Raw genomic sequence first — 18,475 nt, 5'->3', positions numbered from 1 at the left:
AAACCAGTCGATTAAAGTAACGTGCATCTTATCGCAACAGCCAACATTGGCTGCTACGATAGAGTCAGTCATTTTGTTGTAATTAGCCCACTAGCATTCATGTTGTGGCAGAATGATTTTAGCTACAATTTGCCACAGCATTTTATACTAGCTTTTAAAAATAGAGTTAGCTGATAGAGCTTAATAACCATGAAAGGTGATTTTGCTGACGAATGGCCTTGATGTCGTGAAATTTAGGCAGAAAATTTATTAGTCTTCTTCAAGTTTATGATGAAAAAGTTGAATAATTGCTGCCAGTGCCTGTTCTTCATCTGGACCCGTTACTTCAACATCGATATAACTTCCTTGCTCAGAGTCTAGCATCAGCATTGCTATAACACTATCTGCTTGAGCTTCTATATTATGACAGTTGCGTAAGCGCACTGTAGATTCAAACTGTTGGATCAGTTCACAAAGCATTATTGCTGGCCTAGCATGCATACCCTGCTGGTTTTTTATAATAATGCGATGATAGACGGTCATGACTTTCTTTTTTCCAACGTTCGATGACGGGATTGAACATTTTTACCTCTAGAGCGAAAGTAATCAGCCAGTTGTTCAGCAACATAAACTGAACGGTGTTTACCTCCGGTACAACCGATAGCGATGGTCAAATAGCTACGGTTATTCGACTCTAACATGGGTAACCATAATTCAAGATAACTACGTGTTTGATAAATAAAATTATGTACTTCTGTATGTCGGTCAAGGAAGGCAGCAACTGGACGATCGAGACCTGTCATAGGGCGTAATTTGGGATCCCAGTGTGGATTAGGTAAAAAACGTACATCGAATACATAATCTGCATCGATCGGAATACCATGTTTAAAGCCAAAGGACTCGAATACCATAGTCAATTCACGTTCGCGTTTACCTAATAAACGTGCTCTTAGCATTTCAGCCAGTTCATGCACCGACATTTCAGAGGTATCGATGACTAAATCAGCTCGTGAACGTAAAGGCTCTAATAAATCATTTTCCTCATCAATCGCATTTTCTAATGATAACTTTTTGCTGGAAAGTGGGTGTAGACGGCGTGTATCACTATATCTTCGGATCAACGTGTTACGATCTGCATCAAGAAAAAGTAATTGCGGGGAAAAACTAGTAGGTAAATTTTTTAACGCTTTTTCAAAAATTGCTGGGTCGTCGGGCATATTGCGAACATCAATACTCACAGCAGCTGAAATTTGTCGTTCAGCCAGCGTATTGGCTAATTCTGGCAGTAAAATAACGGGCAAATTGTCAACACAATAAAAACCCATATCCTCCAGCGCTCGTAGAGCAACAGATTTACCTGAACCAGAACGGCCACTGATTATCATCAGCACCATGAGTAATACCCCTTAAGTTTCTTCACAATAAAAAAATCATTATTTTTAGTACAGATTTTTTTAAGTTGTTATTCAGTAATGATTTCATAGAGTTCTTCATTACTTTGCGCAGCGCGTAAACGACGACACAAGTTCTTGTCAGCCAACCGTTTGGCAATTAAAGAGAGCGTATGTAAATGTGTTTTACATTGCTCCGAAGGAACTAATAGTGCAAACAGCAAATCAACAGACTGATTATCAATGGCATCAAAAGCGATCGGTTCATTCAAATGAAGAAATACACCCACTGCGTCGGATGAATTACTGTCATTTAATTTGCCATGAGGGATTGCAATACCCCCACCAATACCGGTTGTGCCGACTTTTTCACGGGTAAGTAATGAATCAAAAACGACATTTTCAGGCACATTCAGTTCAATAGCAGCAACTTCACTAATAATCTCTAGTGCTCTTTTTTTACTCGTACAATGTACATTATTTAGTGTACATGATGGTGTTAATACCGAGCTTAATGATAATTTTTTTTCACTGTTCATTGGATTTATTCACTTAGGGCAATTATACCAGATATCGATAATCAATATCTGGTATGAACGATACTCGCATCAATAATTTATATTTAGTGCCCTTGTTGTTTAATAACACAAATTAATGTTGTTTCAATTTTTCTTTATATTTAGTAAGCTGACGTGCCATTTTTTCTACCATGGCATCAATAGCAGCATACATATCATCTTCTTGAGCAGAAGCATGGAGTTCTGCTCCATTCACTTTCGCTGTTGCTTCAGCAATCTGATTAAATTTCTGTACTTTTAAAATTACATGAATACCATTAATATGGTCAAAATATTGTTCAAATTTTGAACATTTTTCTTCAACGGTATGTCGTAATGCTTCGGTAATTTTAATATTTTGTCCAGTAATTTGAAATTCCATAGTATCTTCCTTCTCAGTTAATTCAAATCAGTTTTTTACGCTGATTAGAGGGTGGAATGGATAGAGACTCTCGATATTTAGCAACTGTACGACGAGCAATTTGAATCCCCTGTTCTGCTAGTATGCTCGTTAATTTGTTATCACTCAAGGGTTTTACAGGGTTCTCTGCCGCAATGAGTTTTTTTACTAGCGCGCGTATAGCGATAGAAGACGCTTCTCCTCCTGTATCGGTGTTAACATGGCTAGAAAAAAAGTATTTCAGTTCAAAAATGCCTCTTGGACTATGGAGGTATTTTTGCGATGTGACACGGGAAATTGTTGATTCGTGCATATCAACCTGATAAGCAATATCCGCTAATACCATAGGTTTCATATGCTCTTCACCATATTCAAAAAATTCTTGCTGATTTTCAACAATACATTGGGCAACTTTTAATAAAGTTTCATTACGACTTTCTAAACTTTTTATTAACCATTTTGCTTCTTGTAAGTTGTTACGGATGAATTGGTTATCTTCTTCATTACCAGAATATTTGCCTAGAGAAGCATAATGTTGATTGATTTTTAAACGTGGAATGTTTTCAGTATTTAGTGCTACTTGCCAGTCATTATCTATTTTACGAACCAAAGCATCTGGGACAATGTATTGTGGCTCTTTAGTTTGAATGACTTGCCCAGGTTTAGGATCTAATCGTTGTATCATAGCGATAACTTCTTTCAAGGCCGCTTCTTTTAATTTAGTTTTCCGGCTAAGTTGCCGAAAATCACGATTGCCAAGTAATTCTAGATGGTCATTAATTATCAGTTTAGCTTCTTTTAGAAAAGGAGTCTCGTTAGGTAATGCTGATAACTGAATAAGTAAGCAGTCTTTCAAATTTTTTGCTGCAACGCCAATTGGATCGAAGTGTTGGATCCGTTTTAATACAATTTCAACTTCTTCCAGGGTAATATCGGTTAGTGCCAAACCGGTGTAAATATCTTCAATAGTAGTGCTTAAATAGCCGGAATCGTCGACAGCATCAATAATGGCGGTGGCAATTGCTGCATCTATTTCAGTAAAGGGTGTCAATGATGCTTGCCAGGATAAATAATCTTGTAGTGTTTGCAATGTTTCCCCTTGGTAGAGAGGAAAATCATTGTCGCTAAAATTATTGCTTAAGCTTGGATAGCTATCTGAAGTATAAATTTCTTCCCAATTAGTATCTAAGGGTAATTCGTCAGGCATATCATTTTGTTCAATTGCTTCAAAACTATCTAGTGTCGCTGGCTCGTTATCATTAATATCTGATGTTTCGATTTCCTGATAGAGGTCATCTTGTTCAAGTAAAGGATTGGTTTCAAGCGCTTGCTGAATTTCGTGCTGAAGTTCTAATGTTGAAAGTTGCAACAAACGAATCGCTTGTTGTAGCTGTGGTGTCATCGCCAACTGCTGACTGAGTCGGAGTTGCAAACTCTGTTTCATAAAATTGGCTTAACCTCTTGGGAATAACATAATAAAAAAACTTACAACTTTAATGAGTTAGGGTTAGAGGCGAAAACCTTCTCCCAAATAGACACGTTTGACTTGCTCATTTTCTAAAATCGCTTTAGGGGTTCCATGAGCGATAAGATGACCTTGACTGACAATGTAAGCACGTTCACAGACATCTAATGTTTCTCTCACATTATGATCGGTTATTAATACACCTAAACCATAATCTCTCAAGTGTTGGATTATTTTTTTTATATCTAATACTGAAATTGGATCAACACCAGCAAAAGGTTCATCTAAAAGAATAAATTTAGGATTAGCCGCCAATGCCCGGGCTATTTCCACTCGGCGGCGCTCCCCACCCGAAAGTGATTGACCGAGATTATTTCTCAAATGAGTAATACTAAATTCTTCCATCAATTCTTCGGCACGTTGTTGTTTTTCTTCGGAGGTTAGATCTTTACGAATTTCTAATACAGCCATCAGATTATCGTAAACGTTTAGCCGGCGAAATATTGAGGCTTCTTGTGGTAAATAACCTATTCCTCTACGAGCACGTTCATGCAGAGGCAATAAACTAATATCTTCATCATCGATAGCAATTTTTCCAGTATCACGAGGAACGATCCCAACTACCATATAGAAGGTTGTCGTTTTACCGGCACCATTTGGCCCTAGTAAACCAACGATTTCACCTGAACTGACTTCTAGGCTAACATCTTCAACAACCTTACGGTTTTTGTATGTTTTTGCCAAATGCTTCGCAGTTAATTTAGCCATTTTTATTATTTACTCTTACTATTATTTGTGCTTTTCACACCAGGGCCTTTTTCTTGTAATTGGGAAGGTAACAATATGGTCGTTACTCGTTTCCCTTTATCGCTAAACGCTTCCATTTGCTGGGTTGGGACTAAATAGGTAATTTTGTCACCTTTAATATTACTATCTAGTTGTTCAAGATAAGCATTACCCGTTAGGATAACCAGTTCTTTTTCCATTTCATAACGTATTTTATCACTGTGACCTTTGATAGGTTTACCATCATCTTGTAATTGATAGAAGGTTGCTGGCGTACCATAGGCTTCGACAACCATCTTTTTTGCATCGCCGTTCGGACGAGTAACAACGACTTTATCAGCTCGAACATCTATAGAACCTTGTTTTATAACAACATTTCCTGTAAATGTGGTAATGTTTTTTTCTAAATCAAGCGACTGTTTGACTGAATCAATCTGAATGGGTTGTTGTGAGTCACTTTTCAGCGCTACTGCTGGCAAGCTTAATATGAATATTGAGCTAGTCAGTGCTACATTAATGAAGATCTTTTTTGCCAATATCATTTTAATGGTTTCCTTCGGGAGCTGGTTGCTTATTGGGGATTTCGTAATAGGTCTTAACATCTTCAATTAACTCTGCGGTATGGGTTCGCATATTACCGCGCATTTCCATACCCACTGAACGTAAACCGATACCAATTAACGTGACTTTATTATTGGATGAAACATCCTGGGTAATTAAGTTAACGATGGCATTTTCTGTCAAAATTTGTTGTAAATCTGAAGTTGGATTTAAGCTATTTACCTGAACATTACCATATAAATAGAGCATATTGTCGCTCGTTAATTTGGCTTTATTGGCGCGTATGGCCCAAGTAGGAATACTTTTGGTATCGTAGGTTGTTAATACTGGATTAATAAACCAACTAATTTTACTACTCGAAAAGTGGTGTGTCTCATCCGTTATCAACTTATAAGCTAATTTGCCCATTGGGTCATAGACATGCGTAACGGCATTGGCAGTTTGATAATTTGGTTGACTATTTTCAATCATAGCAGGTGCTTTTGATTGATTAAAATCAGCTAAGTTCCAGCCGATAAGCGCTAAAACAATCAGTGTTAATATAATGTTAAGCCAAAAGTTAAATTTGCTCATTTGTCTTTTCATTTTTGCCTATATTGATAAACCGTGGGCATTTTCTATTTTGTCTTGAGCGAGCAGGATCAAATCACATATTTCACGTACAGCACCTTTGCCTCCTGCTCGATATGTAACATAATGGGCTTTACTTAACAACATTGGATGAGCATCAGCGACGGCGACCGAAAGCCCTACCTGCGACATGATAGGCCAGTCAATTAAATCATCACCAATATAAGCAATCTGTTGAGGTTGGAGTTTTAATCGGATTATCAGATCATTATAAGCCAAATTTTTTTCACTTTGCCCTTGGTAAAGATAATTAATACCGAGTGTTTTGGCACGATTTTCCAATAATTTAGCTTTACGTCCGGTAATAATGGCGACTTCAATCGCAGAGGTTAATAAACAACGGATACCGTAACCATCCTTTACATTGAATGCTTTTAGCTCTTCACCATTATTTCCCATATAAACTAAGCCATCTGTCATGACACCATCAACATCGCAAATGAGTAATTTTATCAGACGTGCTTTTTCAATGATATGTTGTTCTACTGGGCCATAATAGCTTGTTATTTTATTATGCTCATTCATGTATTAGTTCCAATAATTATATAATGCCTGCTTGCAAAAGATCATGCAGATGAATAACACCAATAAGTGTATCTGCTTTTGCTATCAGTAATGAAGTAATATGGTGTTGTTGCATCAAATTTAAGGCATCAATCGCTAGCATATCAGGTTTTACTCTAATACCCCCGGTTGTCATCACATCAGCAATTTTGGCATTATTTAAATCAATATTCATTGCAAAGACACGTCGTAAGTCACCATCGGTGAAAATACCTTCTATCTGCATTTCTTCGTTACAAATCACTACCATGCCAAGTTTTTTGCGTGTAATTTCCACTAATGCTTGCTGTAATGTTGCCTGTTTTGGGACATTGGGAATATTTTTCCCTGTGTGCATTAAGTCACTCACTCTTAATAAGAGTTTGCGCCCTAATGTGCCACCTGGATGAGAAAGTGCAAAATCTTCAGCAGTAAAACCACGCGCTTCAAGTAAAGCGACAGCAATGGCATCCCCCATGACGAGCATCGCCGTTGTGCTTGTTGTTGGCGCTAAACCTAATGGGCAAGCTTCTTGTGGTACCTTGATACAAAGGTGAATATCTGCCGCTTTACCCATGCTGCTATCAGGGTTTTTTGTCATACAAATTAGCGCAATATGTTGGCGTTTTAACACAGGAATGAGTGCTAATATTTCATTTGACTCCCCAGAGTTAGATATAGCCAGAACAATATCTTTACTGCTAATCATGCCTAAGTCACCATGACTGGCTTCTCCAGGATGGACAAAAAATGCAGGTGTTCCTGTACTAGCTAATGTGGCCGCAATTTTACGGCCAATATGGCCTGATTTCCCCATCCCCATCACCACCACTTTGCCAGTACATTTGAAAATCAGTTCACATGCTTGGTTAAAATCATCATTGATATATTGCTCCAGATTGGCAAGTCCACTACGTTCAATTTCCAATACCTTTTTTGCTGTTTTTTGAAAATCAATTTCCGACATTTTTATTTACCAATTTGATATAAGTAATTTAATTATATGGGTTAATGGCTCTTTAGTAAGGCTGTTTTTTCATATCATTCGTTTTATGTTACAGCCAACATTGTATTATCCGTCTATCGTATTATTAAAAAAATAGCATTTTTCACTATGATGACATTTGAGAATTTGTTTATTGTGACCATGTAATGAGCAAAAGTAAAATTGGCAACAATATTGATAGCGAATATATGGTAGTTTTTAGGTAATATGTTCCATACTGAGTAAATATACTTAAATGATAGTTAGACAGAAAGGCTATTATCGTCATGAAGAAGTCTGTAGATAATATCATAGAAATCAAAGAGATGTCTTTTATTCGGGGTCAACGGCCGATTTTTACCGATATGAGCTTGACGATCCCTAGGGGAAAAATTACGGCAATTATGGGGCCATCAGGTATTGGAAAAACCACTTTGCTACGTTTGATTGGTGGACAATTACGGCCAGATAAGGGAGAAATTTGGTTTGATGGTGTGAATATTCCAACACTATCAAGCACAGAACTTTATGCCGCTCGAAAGAAAATGAGTATGTTGTTTCAGTCTGGTGCCTTGTTTACTGATATCAATGTTTTTGACAATGTTGCTTTTCCTTTACGTGAACATACTGTTTTAGCAGCAGAAATTATTCGAACGGTCGTCATGATGAAGCTAGAAGCTGTTGGGCTCAGAGGCGCAGCCAATCTTATGCCAGCTGAATTATCAGGGGGTATGGCACGACGAGCTGCGTTAGCACGCGCGATTGCCCTGGATCCACAATTAATTTTATTTGATGAGCCTTTTGTTGGGCAAGATCCGATAACTATGGGAGTTTTGGTTAAACTTATTGATGAACTTAATCATGCATTAGGTATTACTTGTGTTATTGTTTCTCACGATGTACCAGAAGTGTTGAGTATAGCGGATAAAGCTTATATTGTGGCAGAACAACATGTCATTGCTGAAGGTACTGCGAAAGAATTGCAACAAAATAAGGATGCGCGGGTTAGGCAATTTCTTGATGGTATAGCAGATGGTCCAGTACCATTTAAGTTTCCCGCAGGAAATTATGCAGCAGATTTATTAGGGTAATGGGATGATACTAATTGATACACTAACCGCATTAGGTCGTCGTTCACTGGCTGTGGTGGCGACATTCGGTCGTGCAGGTTATTTGTTATTTCGGGCTCTATTTGGTAAACCTGAATTTGCAAAACAATGGCCATTATTAATAAAACAGCTCTACAATGTAGGAATCTTATCTTTATTAATAATTGCTGTATCGGGATTATTTATTGGCATGGTACTTGGCTTACAAGGATATTTAGTCTTAACCATGTTTAGTGCTGAATCCAGTCTTGGCATGATGGTAGCCCTTTCTTTATTAAGGGAATTAGGGCCGGTAGTAACTGCGCTTTTATTTGCTGGCAGAGCGGGTTCTGCATTAACAGCAGAAATAGGATTAATGAAAGCAACAGAGCAGATCTCTAGTTTGGAAATGATGGCGGTTGATCCGCTACGTCGTGTGATTGCGCCGCGTTTTTGGGCAGGGCTAATTAGTATGCCATTACTGGCATTAATTTTTGTCGCAGTGGGTATATTAGGTGGTGCGCTAGTCGGTGTCGATTGGAAAGGAATTGATGAAGGCTTTTTTTGGTCATCGATGCAATCTGCCATTGAGTGGAAAAAGGATATTCTCAACTGTTTTATTAAAAGTGTGGTATTTGCTTTTACGGTCAGTTGGATCGCTTTATTTAATGGTTATGATGCAATCCCAACATCGGAAGGGATCAGTCGCGCAACAACCAGAACTGTTGTTCATTCGTCATTAGCTGTGTTGGGTTTAGATTTTGTGCTTACTGCACTGATGTTTGGGAATTAATTCATGCAAAGTAAGAAAAGTGAAATTCTAGTTGGACTATTTGTTTTGATTGCATTAGCTGCGATTGTCTTTTTATGTTTAAAAGTTGCAGATATTAAATCATTTGGAAATCAACCGACTTATAAAGTTACCGCTTCTTTTACCAATGTGGGTGGATTGAAAGTAAATTCACCGGTAAAGATAGGTGGTGTGGTAGTTGGCCGAATAGTCGATATTATGTTGGATAAGAAAACTTATACTCCACGCGTTACCTTAGCGATTTTTAGTCAATATGACAATATTCCTGATAACAGCTCATTGTCAATACTTACCGCTGGATTATTAGGTGAACAGTTTTTAGCACTTAATGTGGGTTTTTATGATCCAGATATGGGCATTACCTTTCTTAAGGACGGTGGACGCATTGAAGATACTAAACCGGCGATAATATTGGAAGATTTAATTGGGCAATTCTTATATAGAAGTGGCGATCCTAATCGTTCAAATAGAGCAAGCCCAGTTTCCGGCAATAACGAAAAATCTTCCACGACACCCTAATGAATAATCTAATATGATGAGAAGGAACCTATTTATGCTTAAACGTTTCTTAATAGTGGCTTTGTTAGTGGTTGCTCCGTTTGCGATGGCGATAGATCAATCGAATCCATATAAACTGATGCAAGAAGCCGCCGCCAGAACCTTTACACGCTTAAAAAATGAGCAGCCCATGATCCGGCAAAATCCAGATTACTTACGCGAGATTGTTTCTGAAGAGCTTTTGCCTTATGTACAGATTAAGTATGCTGGCGCGTTAGTATTAGGTTCTTATTATAATAGCGCAACACCTTCTCAACGAGATAGCTATTTTACAGCGTTTGCAGCCTACTTGAAACAAGCTTATGGCCAAGCTTTGGCCATGTATCATGGTCAACAATATCAAATAGCGCCAGAGCAACCATTAGGCGATAAGAGTGTGGTTGCTATTCGGGTAACGATCACCGATCCACAGGGACGACCACCTGTGCGGCTTGATTTTCAATGGCGTAAAAATAGTAAAACAGGCTATTGGCAAGCTTATGATATGATTACGGAAGGTGTTAGTTTAATTACCACGAAACAAAATGAGTGGGCTAATATTTTACGTACTAAAGGTATTGATGGTTTGACGCAAGAATTAGAGCGTAGCTCAAATATTCCCATTACTTTGGAAAAGAAAAAATCATGATACCCATGTTAACTTGGCAGCAGAATGGGCAAACGTTGATTTTAACCGGTGAGCTTGATCGTGATACTTTACCTGCTTTTTGGCAACAGAGACAGCAACTGTTAAAAGGTATTAATGTGATTAATGTTTCCCAGTTATCTCATATCGATTCTACCGGACTTGCTATGTTTGTCAGGTTAAAATCAGAACAGCAGTCAGGTAATAAATGGGTACTTGAAGGTATTAGTGAGCGTTTTAAGACCCTTATTAGGCTTTATAAAGTTGAGAATTTCATGAACTAATAGGGTTATAAATTTTAAAAATAGCTTATATATAAAGCAGTCGCTCTTGCGCATTTTTTATGCCAAGAGCGTTTGCTTTGATTTGCAGCAGATAATAGATCGCTTAGAATAGATGCATTATCTTTTAATGTTAGAATTGAGTTTAATTATGGATACAAATAAAATAAAGCAAGTATTAATAGAACAATTGAAACTTGATGAAGTGATTGTCAATGGTGATGGCAGCCATTTTCAAATAATTGCTGTTGGTGAAATGTTTAACGGCATGAGTCGGATTAAGCAGCAGCAAGTGATTTATGCGCCGCTAATGGAATATATTGCAGATAATCGGATCCATGCATTATCAATTAAAGCTTATACCCCCGCAGAATGGACAAGAGATCGTAAGCTTAATGGTTTTTAAGACTATATTTTTGCATTAATAATATCAATATTACTCATAGAGAATTTTTTGATGGATAAGTTTCGATTAAAAGGCCCAACGCGTTTGATGGGAGAGGTCTCGATTTCTGGTGCAAAAAATGCGGCATTACCGATATTGTTTGCATCGTTATTAGCAGAAGAACCAGTTGAATTACAAAATGTTCCAAAGCTAAAAGATATTGACACAACAATTGAATTGCTTAATCAGTTAGGTACCAAAGTTGAGCGTAATGGTGCTATTTTTGTTGATGCACGTGGCATTAATAAATTTTGTGCTCCCTATGAATTAGTCAAGACGATGCGTGCATCTATTTGGGCTTTGGCGCCATTAGTTGCTCGTTTCGGTCAAGGTCAGGTGTCATTACCGGGAGGATGTGCAATAGGTGCGCGTCCAGTTGATTTGCATATTGCCGGACTTGAGCAACTTGGGGCTAAAATTACCTTAGATGAGGGTTATGTTAAAGCCTCAGTTGATGGTCGTTTGCAAGGCGCCAATATTGTCATGGATAAGGTTAGTGTTGGTGCCACCGTGTCTATTATGACGGCTGCAACCCTAGCAGAGGGAAAAACCGTCATTGAAAACGCTGCTCGTGAACCTGAAGTTGAAGATACCGCCAACTTTTTAAATTCATTGGGAGCAAAGATCACAGGTGCGGGCACAGACAGCATCATTATTGAAGGGGTAGCTCGCTTAGGTGGTGGTATTTATCGAATTTTACCTGATCGCATTGAAACGGGAACTTTTCTGGTAGCCGCAGCTATTTCTGGCGGAAAAGTTATTTGCCGCAATACTAAACCGGCTACATTGGATGCAGTACTAGCTAAATTACGTGAGGCGGGTGCAGAAATTCACGTTGGTGAGGATTGGATCCAACTGGATATGCATGGTAAGCGACCAAAAGCAGTGACTATCAGAACGGAACCGCATCCCGGCTTTCCAACAGATATGCAGGCGCAATTTAGCTTACTTAATTTAGTGGCTGAAGGTGTTAGTACTATAACGGAAACTATTTTTGAAAATCGTTTTATGCATATCCCTGAGTTAATTCGTATGGGAGCCCATGCGGAAATAGAAGGGAATACCGTTGTTTGTCATGGTGTTAAACAACTTATGGGTGCTCAAGTAATGGCAACGGATTTGCGGGCATCTGCTAGTTTAGTGCTGGCAGGTTGCGTTGCGAAAGGAAAAACAATTGTTGATCGGATTTATCATATCGATCGTGGATATGAAAGAATAGAAGAGAAACTACGTGGTTTAGGGGCAAATATAGAGCGTATTAGCGCAGATAAAAAATAACCCGCTATTTTACAAAGGTAAAAATCAGTAGCTTAGTTAGATTACTGGTTCTTACTTATTGTAGTAGTGATTTTCCTTCATTGTATTCTTCAATTTTAACGTGGACAGTGATTGTTTTGTCGTTGCGTATTAGTACGACAGGGACGATACTGCCAGGATTAATTTCAGCAACTTGATCCATTGTTTCAGCAGCAGAGATAACTGGCTGGCCATTAACAGAAATGATAATATTACCGACTTGAATACCGGCATTTTCTGCTGGGCCATTTGGCGCGACTTGAAAAATACGTAACCCTTTAATTTGATTAATATCGTTATTGTTAGAACGAATACGAGGTAAGTCCCGCGCAGTGATACCGATAAAGCCACGGATCACTCGTCCATCGCGAATAAGTTTTTCCATAATTTTAGTTGCTAATTCAGTTGGAATAGCAAAACCTAGCCCCTCAGGCGTGAAACCATTTTCTGAATGATCGAATGAGAGTGTATTAATTCCCATTAATTCACCTTCAGTATTAATTAGTGCTCCGCCTGAATTCCCATGATTAATAGACGCATCTGTCTGAAGAAAATTCTGTCGGCGGGTAGGGCTTAGCCCTACACGTCCGGTGGCGCTAATAATTCCTTGTGTTACCGTTTGTCCTAAATTATAGGGGTTACCGATGGCTAACACGATATCACCGACGTGTGCTTTACGATGTGGATTAATCGGTATCACCGGAAGATTTTCGGCGTCTATTTTTAAAACAGCCAGATCTGTTAAACTATCTGAGCCAACAATTAATGCGTCAAAAATTAACCCATCAGGTAGTGCAATCTGAATTTGATCTGCATTATTAACGACATGTCTGTTTGTAATAATATAACCGTTACTACTCATAATGACACCAGAACCTAGTGCGGTTAATTCGCGCCCATTCTGGGAAAAACTACCGGTACCACTGCTATAAACATAAACCACAGCGGGTGCTGCTCTACGTACTGCTTTACTAAAACTAATAGGTTGATCATCTTTTTTACCGTCGAGAAGATCGGTGAGTCCTTTTGGACGGATAGAGGGAATAGCTATTAGCAAAATAGCAGCAATAACAAGCCCTACAATGACGGCACGAAAAAGCTTGATCAACATAGTAAGTATTCTGTAATAAGCGATGAACGAGATAATAAAATAGCAGGATACCATAAATACAAACAGGTACGGTAGTTAACCGTACCTGTTTATTGGATGATTAATTGAATATATTATTACCACGAAGTAATAAGATGATATTTTGATCACCACGTAAAATATTTAATACTAAAGCGGTAGGCTTAGTTTCAATAATTTTACGAAGTTGATTAATATTTTCTATCTGTTGTTTGTTGGCTCTAACAATCAGATCACCTTTTGCCAGACCAAGCATTGCTGCAGGTGAATTAGACGAAACGCTATCGACCTTGACACCTTTAGTGCCCTTAATCGTACTATTGCTTAAAGTGGCATCCATTAGTGAAGTGGTTAAAACTTCGGCTTTCGTACTGGTTGACTCACTATCTTCTAAAGTAACCTTCACTTCCATTGGCTTACCTTTACGTAGTAGCCCGATGGTGATCTGTTTACCAATTTCACTGGTGCCAATTTTAGCTCTCAACTCGGCAAAACTATTGATATATTTATTATTAATTGAAACCAAAACATCCCCAGGTTTAATACCTGCTTTGGCTGCTGCAGACTTTGGGATTACTTCACTGACAAATGCCCCTTTTTGCGCATCAATATTCAATGCTTTTGCAACATCAGAGGTCATTTTAGTGCCTTTGATCCCCAATAATCCACGTTTTACTTCACCATGTTTGATAATTTGATCGCTAAGGGATTTAGCCATATTGGATGGAATCGCAAAGCCAATACCAATATTACCCCCGCCAGGTGCTAAAATGGCGGTATTAATACCAATTAGTTCACCATTGAGATTAACCAATGCGCCACCTGAGTTACCTCTATTAATAGAAGCGTCAGTTTGAATAAAATTTTCTAGACCCTCTACATTTAAACCACTACGGCCCAATGCAGAAATAATGCCGGATGTTGCCGTTTGGCCTAAGCCAAAAGGGTTACCAACAGCAACAACAAAATCGCCAACCCGCAGTTTATCGGAGTCAGCTATTTTTATCGCCATTAAGTTCAATTTTTTCAGATTTGCTGTACTCGAATCTTTGATTTGTAACAAAGCGATATCTGTTTGAGGATCACGGCCGATAAGTTTAACATCAATTTCTTTGCCATCATTTAGCTGAATCTGAATGTTATCAGCATTATCAATGACATGGTTATTAGTTAGGATATAACCTTTTTCAGCATCAATAATTACTCCAGAGCCTAATCCTTTAAAAGGGCGAATACTCTGTTGCTGTGAGGGAAAATTGGGCCCAAAAAAGAATTTAAATTCTTCGGGTAGCTGTTGATTTTGAACACGTGTTCCAGATACACGAATACTAACTACGGCAGGAAGTACTTTTTCTAGCATCGGCGCTAGGCGAGGTAATTCTTGACCAGATGATAAAGCAATTGGTGGCATTGATGCAGAATAACTTACTGCAGGTATACCTATGAGTGAAAGACTGATACTCATAGCTAATATAGTTAAAAAATGTTTCTCTTTTTTCATCATGAATTCAATTCTCTTACATACCTAATTTATTTTAAGGTAATTTGCTTCCTGGATAGAAAAGGCCTTCAGCAGGCTAAGACTATAAATTATGCAAAAAAGTTCAGCCAACAGATAGTGGTAATCGTTTTTTTACATGTATTTACATGATATTGATTTTTTTTAACAAAATGAATCTATCAGATGGATGCGCTACCATCGAAATTAGGTAAAGATGCAATTTTATTGATATCGGTAACCTAATTTACCTTTTTTTTTCTTTCATTGAACGAAATAAGCCAGAGGAGCCTTCAGAGTAGTCTTTGGGCGGTAAATTAACGGCAGTTTGATCATTGTCTGACTCTGATTCAGTTAAACGATAGTTAAAAGGGTTGTTTTGTATTGGCATATCAGGCATGAGTTCATGAGAACTTTTCGCCATATGCTGATAGAGTTGGCGATAATCTTGCGCCATGTTATCGAGTAACTCTGCACTACGGGCAAAATGGCTGACCAATTCTTTACGATATTCTTCTAATTCATGGTTTTTCTTTTCAAGTTCAGCTTGCAAAGCTTGTTGGTTACGTAGCTTGGTATTGCCAAAGCGAACTACCAGTGCACCAATAATGAAACCTACAATTAGACCGATTAGTGCATATTCCCAAGTCATGGTGACTCCTTCATTAACAAAACAACATTTATTTTCATAGAAATAAATTCACATTATAGCAGTCACTATACCTGTTAAAAGGAGATAAGTGAAAGCGGGAAAAGTTATTGCTAATGATTTCATATTATTTTGAGGTATTAAAGTAAGAAAGAGTATCGATATAATGTTTATGCTAGGTTTCATTGGCCAATAAAATTATGACCTTTTAAGGAGTATCGCGTTGATGACATTGTTGACTCCCTCTAAACTTTACCAACAGTTTTTGGCTACCGGTGATTATCAATTTGATGAGGTGCAAAGTAAAGCAATAGCACGTTTAGATATTATTCATTATCAATTGCTTAATAGAACATCTCGCTTATCTTTAAGAAATAAAATTGGCCAATTATTTGCTAAAAAACTACATACAAATTGTGAGCCTGTCCAGGGATTATATATGTGGGGTGGTGTTGGCCGAGGTAAAACCTGGCTGATGGATCTTTTTTATCAGAGTTTACCGGATGGTTGAAAATTACGTTTACATTTTCATCGCTTCATGTGGCGAGTGCAGAATGAAATGATTGAGCTACAAGGGCAGCAAGATCCACTAGAAATTATTGCCGATAGATTTAAAAAACAGACCGATGTTTTATGCTTTGATGAGTTTTTTGTCTCTGATATCACTGATGCAATGATTTTGGCAACGCTATTAAAAGCTTTATTTGCCAGAAAATTTTGTTTAATCGCAACTTCTAATATTCCACCCGATGAACTCTATCGCAATGGATTGCAACGAACACGTTTTCTACCTGCGATCGAACAAATTAAAAAATACTGTGACATCATCAATGTTGATGCGGGTATTGATTATCGTTTACGTACCTTGAAACAGGCGGGTCTTTATCTTACGCCAATTGATGAAAAGAGCTGCCATCGGATGGATGAGATATTTATTAAATTAGCTGGCAAACCTGGAGATAGATTCCCTATCCTTGAGATTAATCATCGTACTATGCCGGCAATCCTTACTGCAGAAGGTATCTTATCGATTGAATTTAAAGTGTTATGTGAAGATGCACGTAGCCAAAATGACTATATCGTTTTAGCAAAAGATTATCATACGGTATTACTGTATAATGTTTCGATAATGTCAGAAATTCATGAAGATGTAGCTAGGCGTTTTATCGCTCTGATCGATGAATTTTATGAGCGAAAAGTTAAGTTGATTATAAATGCAGAGGTCGCAATGGATAAACTTTACCAAGGGCATTTATTACGTTTTGAATATCAACGTTGTTTATCAAGATTGCAAGAAATGCAGAGTGAAGAATACCTAAAATTACGTCATATAGCTTGATTAGCGAGTAATAATACAATAAATTAGCGAGAAAATTTATTTTTTGGGTCGATTTTTAGTAAAAACTTCTCTATAATCTCGCCACCCCACGTTACAGCAAGTTTTTTATTTCCCAAAAATCTTGCATTAATGTCAGTTTGACTACTCGAAGGGGTAGGATTCACTGGACACAACTTAGTGTGAACATATTGAAATATTTTTATAAAATATGAGTGTTCGCCAACATGTAACTTATATATGGGTAAGCTTTAATGAAAACTTTTACAGCTAAACCAGAAACCGTAAAACGCGACTGGTACGTTGTTGATGCAGATGGAAAAACTTTAGGCCGTCTTGCAACTGAAATTGCTCGTCGTTTGCGCGGCAAGCATAAAGCGGAATATACTCCGCATGTCGATACTGGTGATTACATCATTGTTGTTAATGCAGAAAAAGTTGCTGTTACTGGTAACAAGCGTGAAGACAAAATCTACTATCGCCATACTGGTTATATCGGTGGTATCAAACAAGCGACCTTCGAAGAAATGATTGCCCGTCACCCTGAGCGTGTAATTGAAATTGCGGTTAAAGGTATGCTACCTAAAGGACCTCTTGGTCGTGCGATGTACCGTAAAATGAAAGTTTATGCGGGTAGTGATCACAACCACGCGGCACAGCAGCCGCAAGTTCTTGACATTTAATCGGGATGGATATAGGCAATGGCTGAAAATCAATACTACGGCACTGGTCGCCGCAAAAGCTCTTCCGCACGTGTCTTCATTAAGCCAGGTAGCGGTAATATTACTATCAATCAACGCAGCCTTGAGGAGTATTTTGGCCGCGAAACGGCGCGAATGGTTGTTCGCCAACCGTTAGAATTGGTTGATATGTTACAGAAACTGGATTTATACATTACCGTTAAAGGTGGTGGCATTTCTGGTCAAGCAGGTGCAATCCGTCATGGTATTACACGTGCATTGATGGGATATGACGAGACACTACGTTCTGAACTACGCAAAGCTGGATTTGTTACCCGTGATGCGCGTTCTGTTGAGCGTAAGAAAGTGGGGCTGCGTAAAGCACGTCGTCGTCCACAATACTCTAAACGTTAATTTTTTGTTTTTGCAACAAATTATTAATATAAGACCCGCCTTTAGGCGGGTTTTTAGTATGTTATAAATTTATATTATCTTGCGAATATTAATTTAAATTTTTTTGCTATTAATTTTTTCAATAAAAAAATGTTCTAATTTTGTACATTTATCATAAAATCTTGTCAAACTTTCCCCCATATTGACCAAAATCTGATAGACTATAGGCCATTAATTTCTTATCTATTTCCACCAAATTTGGTGGAAATAACATGTATTAATTGCAGTTCAATGAATAGATGCCTGTTAACTGAGTGATTGGTTTACAAGTGTTTTAAACATGTGAGAATGGCCTTATTTATTATATTATGGCTGTTTGGTCTTTTTTA

At 38.0% G+C, this 18,475-nt stretch carries 22 protein-coding genes and 1 pseudogene; 10 read left to right on the top strand and 13 right to left on the bottom strand.

All coding sequences use genetic code 11. The features are described from left to right. Positions 1-249 precede the first annotated feature (249 nt). The 10 genes from npr to kdsD form a co-directional block, all read right to left on the bottom strand. Positions 250-522 (bottom strand): PTS phosphocarrier protein NPr, encoded by a 273-nt coding sequence (gene npr / locus ArsFIN_RS18320; RefSeq protein ID WP_026821355.1) that lies wholly within the window; start codon positions 520-522, stop codon positions 250-252. Further along, entirely contained in the window at positions 519-1,373 is an 855-nt protein-coding gene (rapZ, locus tag ArsFIN_RS18315) for an RNase adapter RapZ (RefSeq protein ID WP_026821356.1), read from the bottom strand. The genes npr and rapZ overlap by 4 nt, the downstream gene beginning before the upstream one ends. Before the next feature lie 68 nt (positions 1,374-1,441). Beyond that, positions 1,442-1,909, bottom strand: coding sequence for a PTS IIA-like nitrogen regulatory protein PtsN (gene ptsN / locus ArsFIN_RS18310; protein ID WP_026821357.1), 468 nt, complete (start codon positions 1,907-1,909; stop codon positions 1,442-1,444). 112 nt (positions 1,910-2,021) lie between these two features. Further along, a complete protein-coding gene (gene hpf, locus ArsFIN_RS18305; protein WP_026821358.1) occupies positions 2,022-2,309 on the bottom strand; it encodes a ribosome hibernation promoting factor in 288 nt (95 codons plus the stop codon). A 22-nt stretch (positions 2,310-2,331) separates the two neighbouring features. After that, the gene (rpoN, locus tag ArsFIN_RS18300; protein WP_026821359.1) at positions 2,332-3,771 is read right to left on the bottom strand and encodes an RNA polymerase factor sigma-54; all 1,440 of its coding nucleotides are present in this window, start codon (positions 3,769-3,771) and stop codon (positions 2,332-2,334) included. 63 nt (positions 3,772-3,834) lie between these two features. Then, positions 3,835-4,560 (bottom strand): LPS export ABC transporter ATP-binding protein, encoded by a 726-nt coding sequence (gene lptB, locus ArsFIN_RS18295; protein WP_026821360.1) that lies wholly within the window; start codon positions 4,558-4,560, stop codon positions 3,835-3,837. Between the two features lie 5 nt (positions 4,561-4,565). Further along, complete coding sequence (gene lptA, locus ArsFIN_RS18290) at positions 4,566-5,120, bottom strand: lipopolysaccharide ABC transporter substrate-binding protein LptA (RefSeq protein ID WP_051296895.1); 555 nt, start codon at positions 5,118-5,120, stop codon at positions 4,566-4,568. 1 nt (position 5,121) lies between these two features. Then, positions 5,122-5,712, bottom strand: a complete 591-nt coding sequence (gene lptC, locus ArsFIN_RS18285; RefSeq protein ID WP_026821362.1) for an LPS export ABC transporter periplasmic protein LptC — start codon at positions 5,710-5,712, stop codon at positions 5,122-5,124. An 18-nt stretch (positions 5,713-5,730) separates the two neighbouring features. Then, entirely contained in the window at positions 5,731-6,294 is a 564-nt protein-coding gene (gene kdsC, locus ArsFIN_RS18280) for a 3-deoxy-manno-octulosonate-8-phosphatase KdsC (RefSeq protein WP_026821363.1), read from the bottom strand. Positions 6,295-6,310: 16 nt separating this feature from the next. Next, positions 6,311-7,279: an arabinose-5-phosphate isomerase KdsD gene (gene kdsD, locus ArsFIN_RS18275; protein WP_026821364.1), complete on the bottom strand. Its 969-nt coding sequence runs from the start codon at positions 7,277-7,279 to the stop codon at positions 6,311-6,313. A 305-nt stretch (positions 7,280-7,584) separates the two neighbouring features. Here kdsD and mlaF point away from each other — a divergent pair, with 305 nt between their 5' ends. The 7 genes from mlaF to murA all read left to right on the top strand — a co-directional run bounded on the left by mlaF (position 7,585) and on the right by murA (position 12,383). Beyond that, positions 7,585-8,388, top strand: coding sequence for a phospholipid ABC transporter ATP-binding protein MlaF (gene mlaF, locus ArsFIN_RS18270; protein WP_026821365.1), 804 nt, complete (start codon positions 7,585-7,587; stop codon positions 8,386-8,388). A gap of 4 nt (positions 8,389-8,392) precedes the next feature. Next, positions 8,393-9,178 carry a lipid asymmetry maintenance ABC transporter permease subunit MlaE gene (gene mlaE, locus ArsFIN_RS18265; RefSeq protein WP_407061997.1) on the top strand — a complete coding sequence of 262 codons (786 nt, stop codon included), beginning with the start codon at positions 8,393-8,395 and terminating at the stop codon, positions 9,176-9,178. A gap of 3 nt (positions 9,179-9,181) precedes the next feature. Beyond that, the gene (gene mlaD / locus ArsFIN_RS18260; RefSeq protein ID WP_026821367.1) at positions 9,182-9,715 is read left to right on the top strand and encodes an outer membrane lipid asymmetry maintenance protein MlaD; all 534 of its coding nucleotides are present in this window, start codon (positions 9,182-9,184) and stop codon (positions 9,713-9,715) included. A 34-nt stretch (positions 9,716-9,749) separates the two neighbouring features. After that, entirely contained in the window at positions 9,750-10,382 is a 633-nt protein-coding gene (gene mlaC / locus ArsFIN_RS18255; protein WP_026821368.1) for a phospholipid-binding protein MlaC, read from the top strand. After that, positions 10,379-10,663, top strand: a complete 285-nt coding sequence (gene mlaB / locus ArsFIN_RS18250; protein ID WP_026821369.1) for a lipid asymmetry maintenance protein MlaB — start codon at positions 10,379-10,381, stop codon at positions 10,661-10,663. The genes mlaC and mlaB overlap by 4 nt, the downstream gene beginning before the upstream one ends. A 148-nt stretch (positions 10,664-10,811) precedes the next feature. After that, positions 10,812-11,066 (top strand): BolA family iron metabolism protein IbaG, encoded by a 255-nt coding sequence (gene ibaG / locus ArsFIN_RS18245; protein ID WP_026821370.1) that lies wholly within the window; start codon positions 10,812-10,814, stop codon positions 11,064-11,066. 51 nt (positions 11,067-11,117) lie between these two features. Next, complete coding sequence (gene murA, locus ArsFIN_RS18240) at positions 11,118-12,383, top strand: UDP-N-acetylglucosamine 1-carboxyvinyltransferase (protein ID WP_026821371.1); 1,266 nt, start codon at positions 11,118-11,120, stop codon at positions 12,381-12,383. Positions 12,384-12,438: 55 nt separating this feature from the next. Here murA and degS read toward each other — a convergent pair whose 3' ends face one another. The 3 genes from degS to zapG all read right to left on the bottom strand — a co-directional run bounded on the left by degS (position 12,439) and on the right by zapG (position 15,680). Further along, positions 12,439-13,512 (bottom strand): outer membrane-stress sensor serine endopeptidase DegS, encoded by a 1,074-nt coding sequence (degS, locus tag ArsFIN_RS18235; RefSeq protein WP_026821372.1) that lies wholly within the window; start codon positions 13,510-13,512, stop codon positions 12,439-12,441. Positions 13,513-13,612: 100 nt separating this feature from the next. Then, positions 13,613-15,031, bottom strand: a complete 1,419-nt coding sequence (locus ArsFIN_RS18230) for a Do family serine endopeptidase (protein ID WP_026821373.1) — start codon at positions 15,029-15,031, stop codon at positions 13,613-13,615. Between the two features lie 244 nt (positions 15,032-15,275). Then, the gene (gene zapG / locus ArsFIN_RS18225; protein ID WP_026821374.1) at positions 15,276-15,680 is read right to left on the bottom strand and encodes a Z-ring associated protein ZapG; all 405 of its coding nucleotides are present in this window, start codon (positions 15,678-15,680) and stop codon (positions 15,276-15,278) included. Between the two features lie 223 nt (positions 15,681-15,903). Between zapG and zapE the strand changes: the two are divergent. From zapE to rpsI, 3 genes and pseudogenes are all read left to right on the top strand, one after another. Further along, positions 15,904-17,016: pseudogene (zapE, locus tag ArsFIN_RS18220) on the top strand (cell division protein ZapE). Positions 17,017-17,267: 251 nt separating this feature from the next. Further along, complete coding sequence (gene rplM, locus ArsFIN_RS18215; RefSeq protein ID WP_026821375.1) at positions 17,268-17,696, top strand: 50S ribosomal protein L13; 429 nt, start codon at positions 17,268-17,270, stop codon at positions 17,694-17,696. A gap of 18 nt (positions 17,697-17,714) precedes the next feature. After that, positions 17,715-18,107 (top strand): 30S ribosomal protein S9, encoded by a 393-nt coding sequence (gene rpsI / locus ArsFIN_RS18210; protein ID WP_026821376.1) that lies wholly within the window; start codon positions 17,715-17,717, stop codon positions 18,105-18,107. Positions 18,108-18,475: the final 368 nt, after the last annotated feature.

This window comes from Arsenophonus nasoniae (assembly GCF_004768525.1).
In the GTDB taxonomy this organism is placed as follows: domain Bacteria; phylum Pseudomonadota; class Gammaproteobacteria; order Enterobacterales; family Enterobacteriaceae; genus Arsenophonus; species Arsenophonus nasoniae.
Note: the sequence above shows the minus strand (reverse complement) of the source record. Positions and strands in the feature narration are given on the sequence as shown.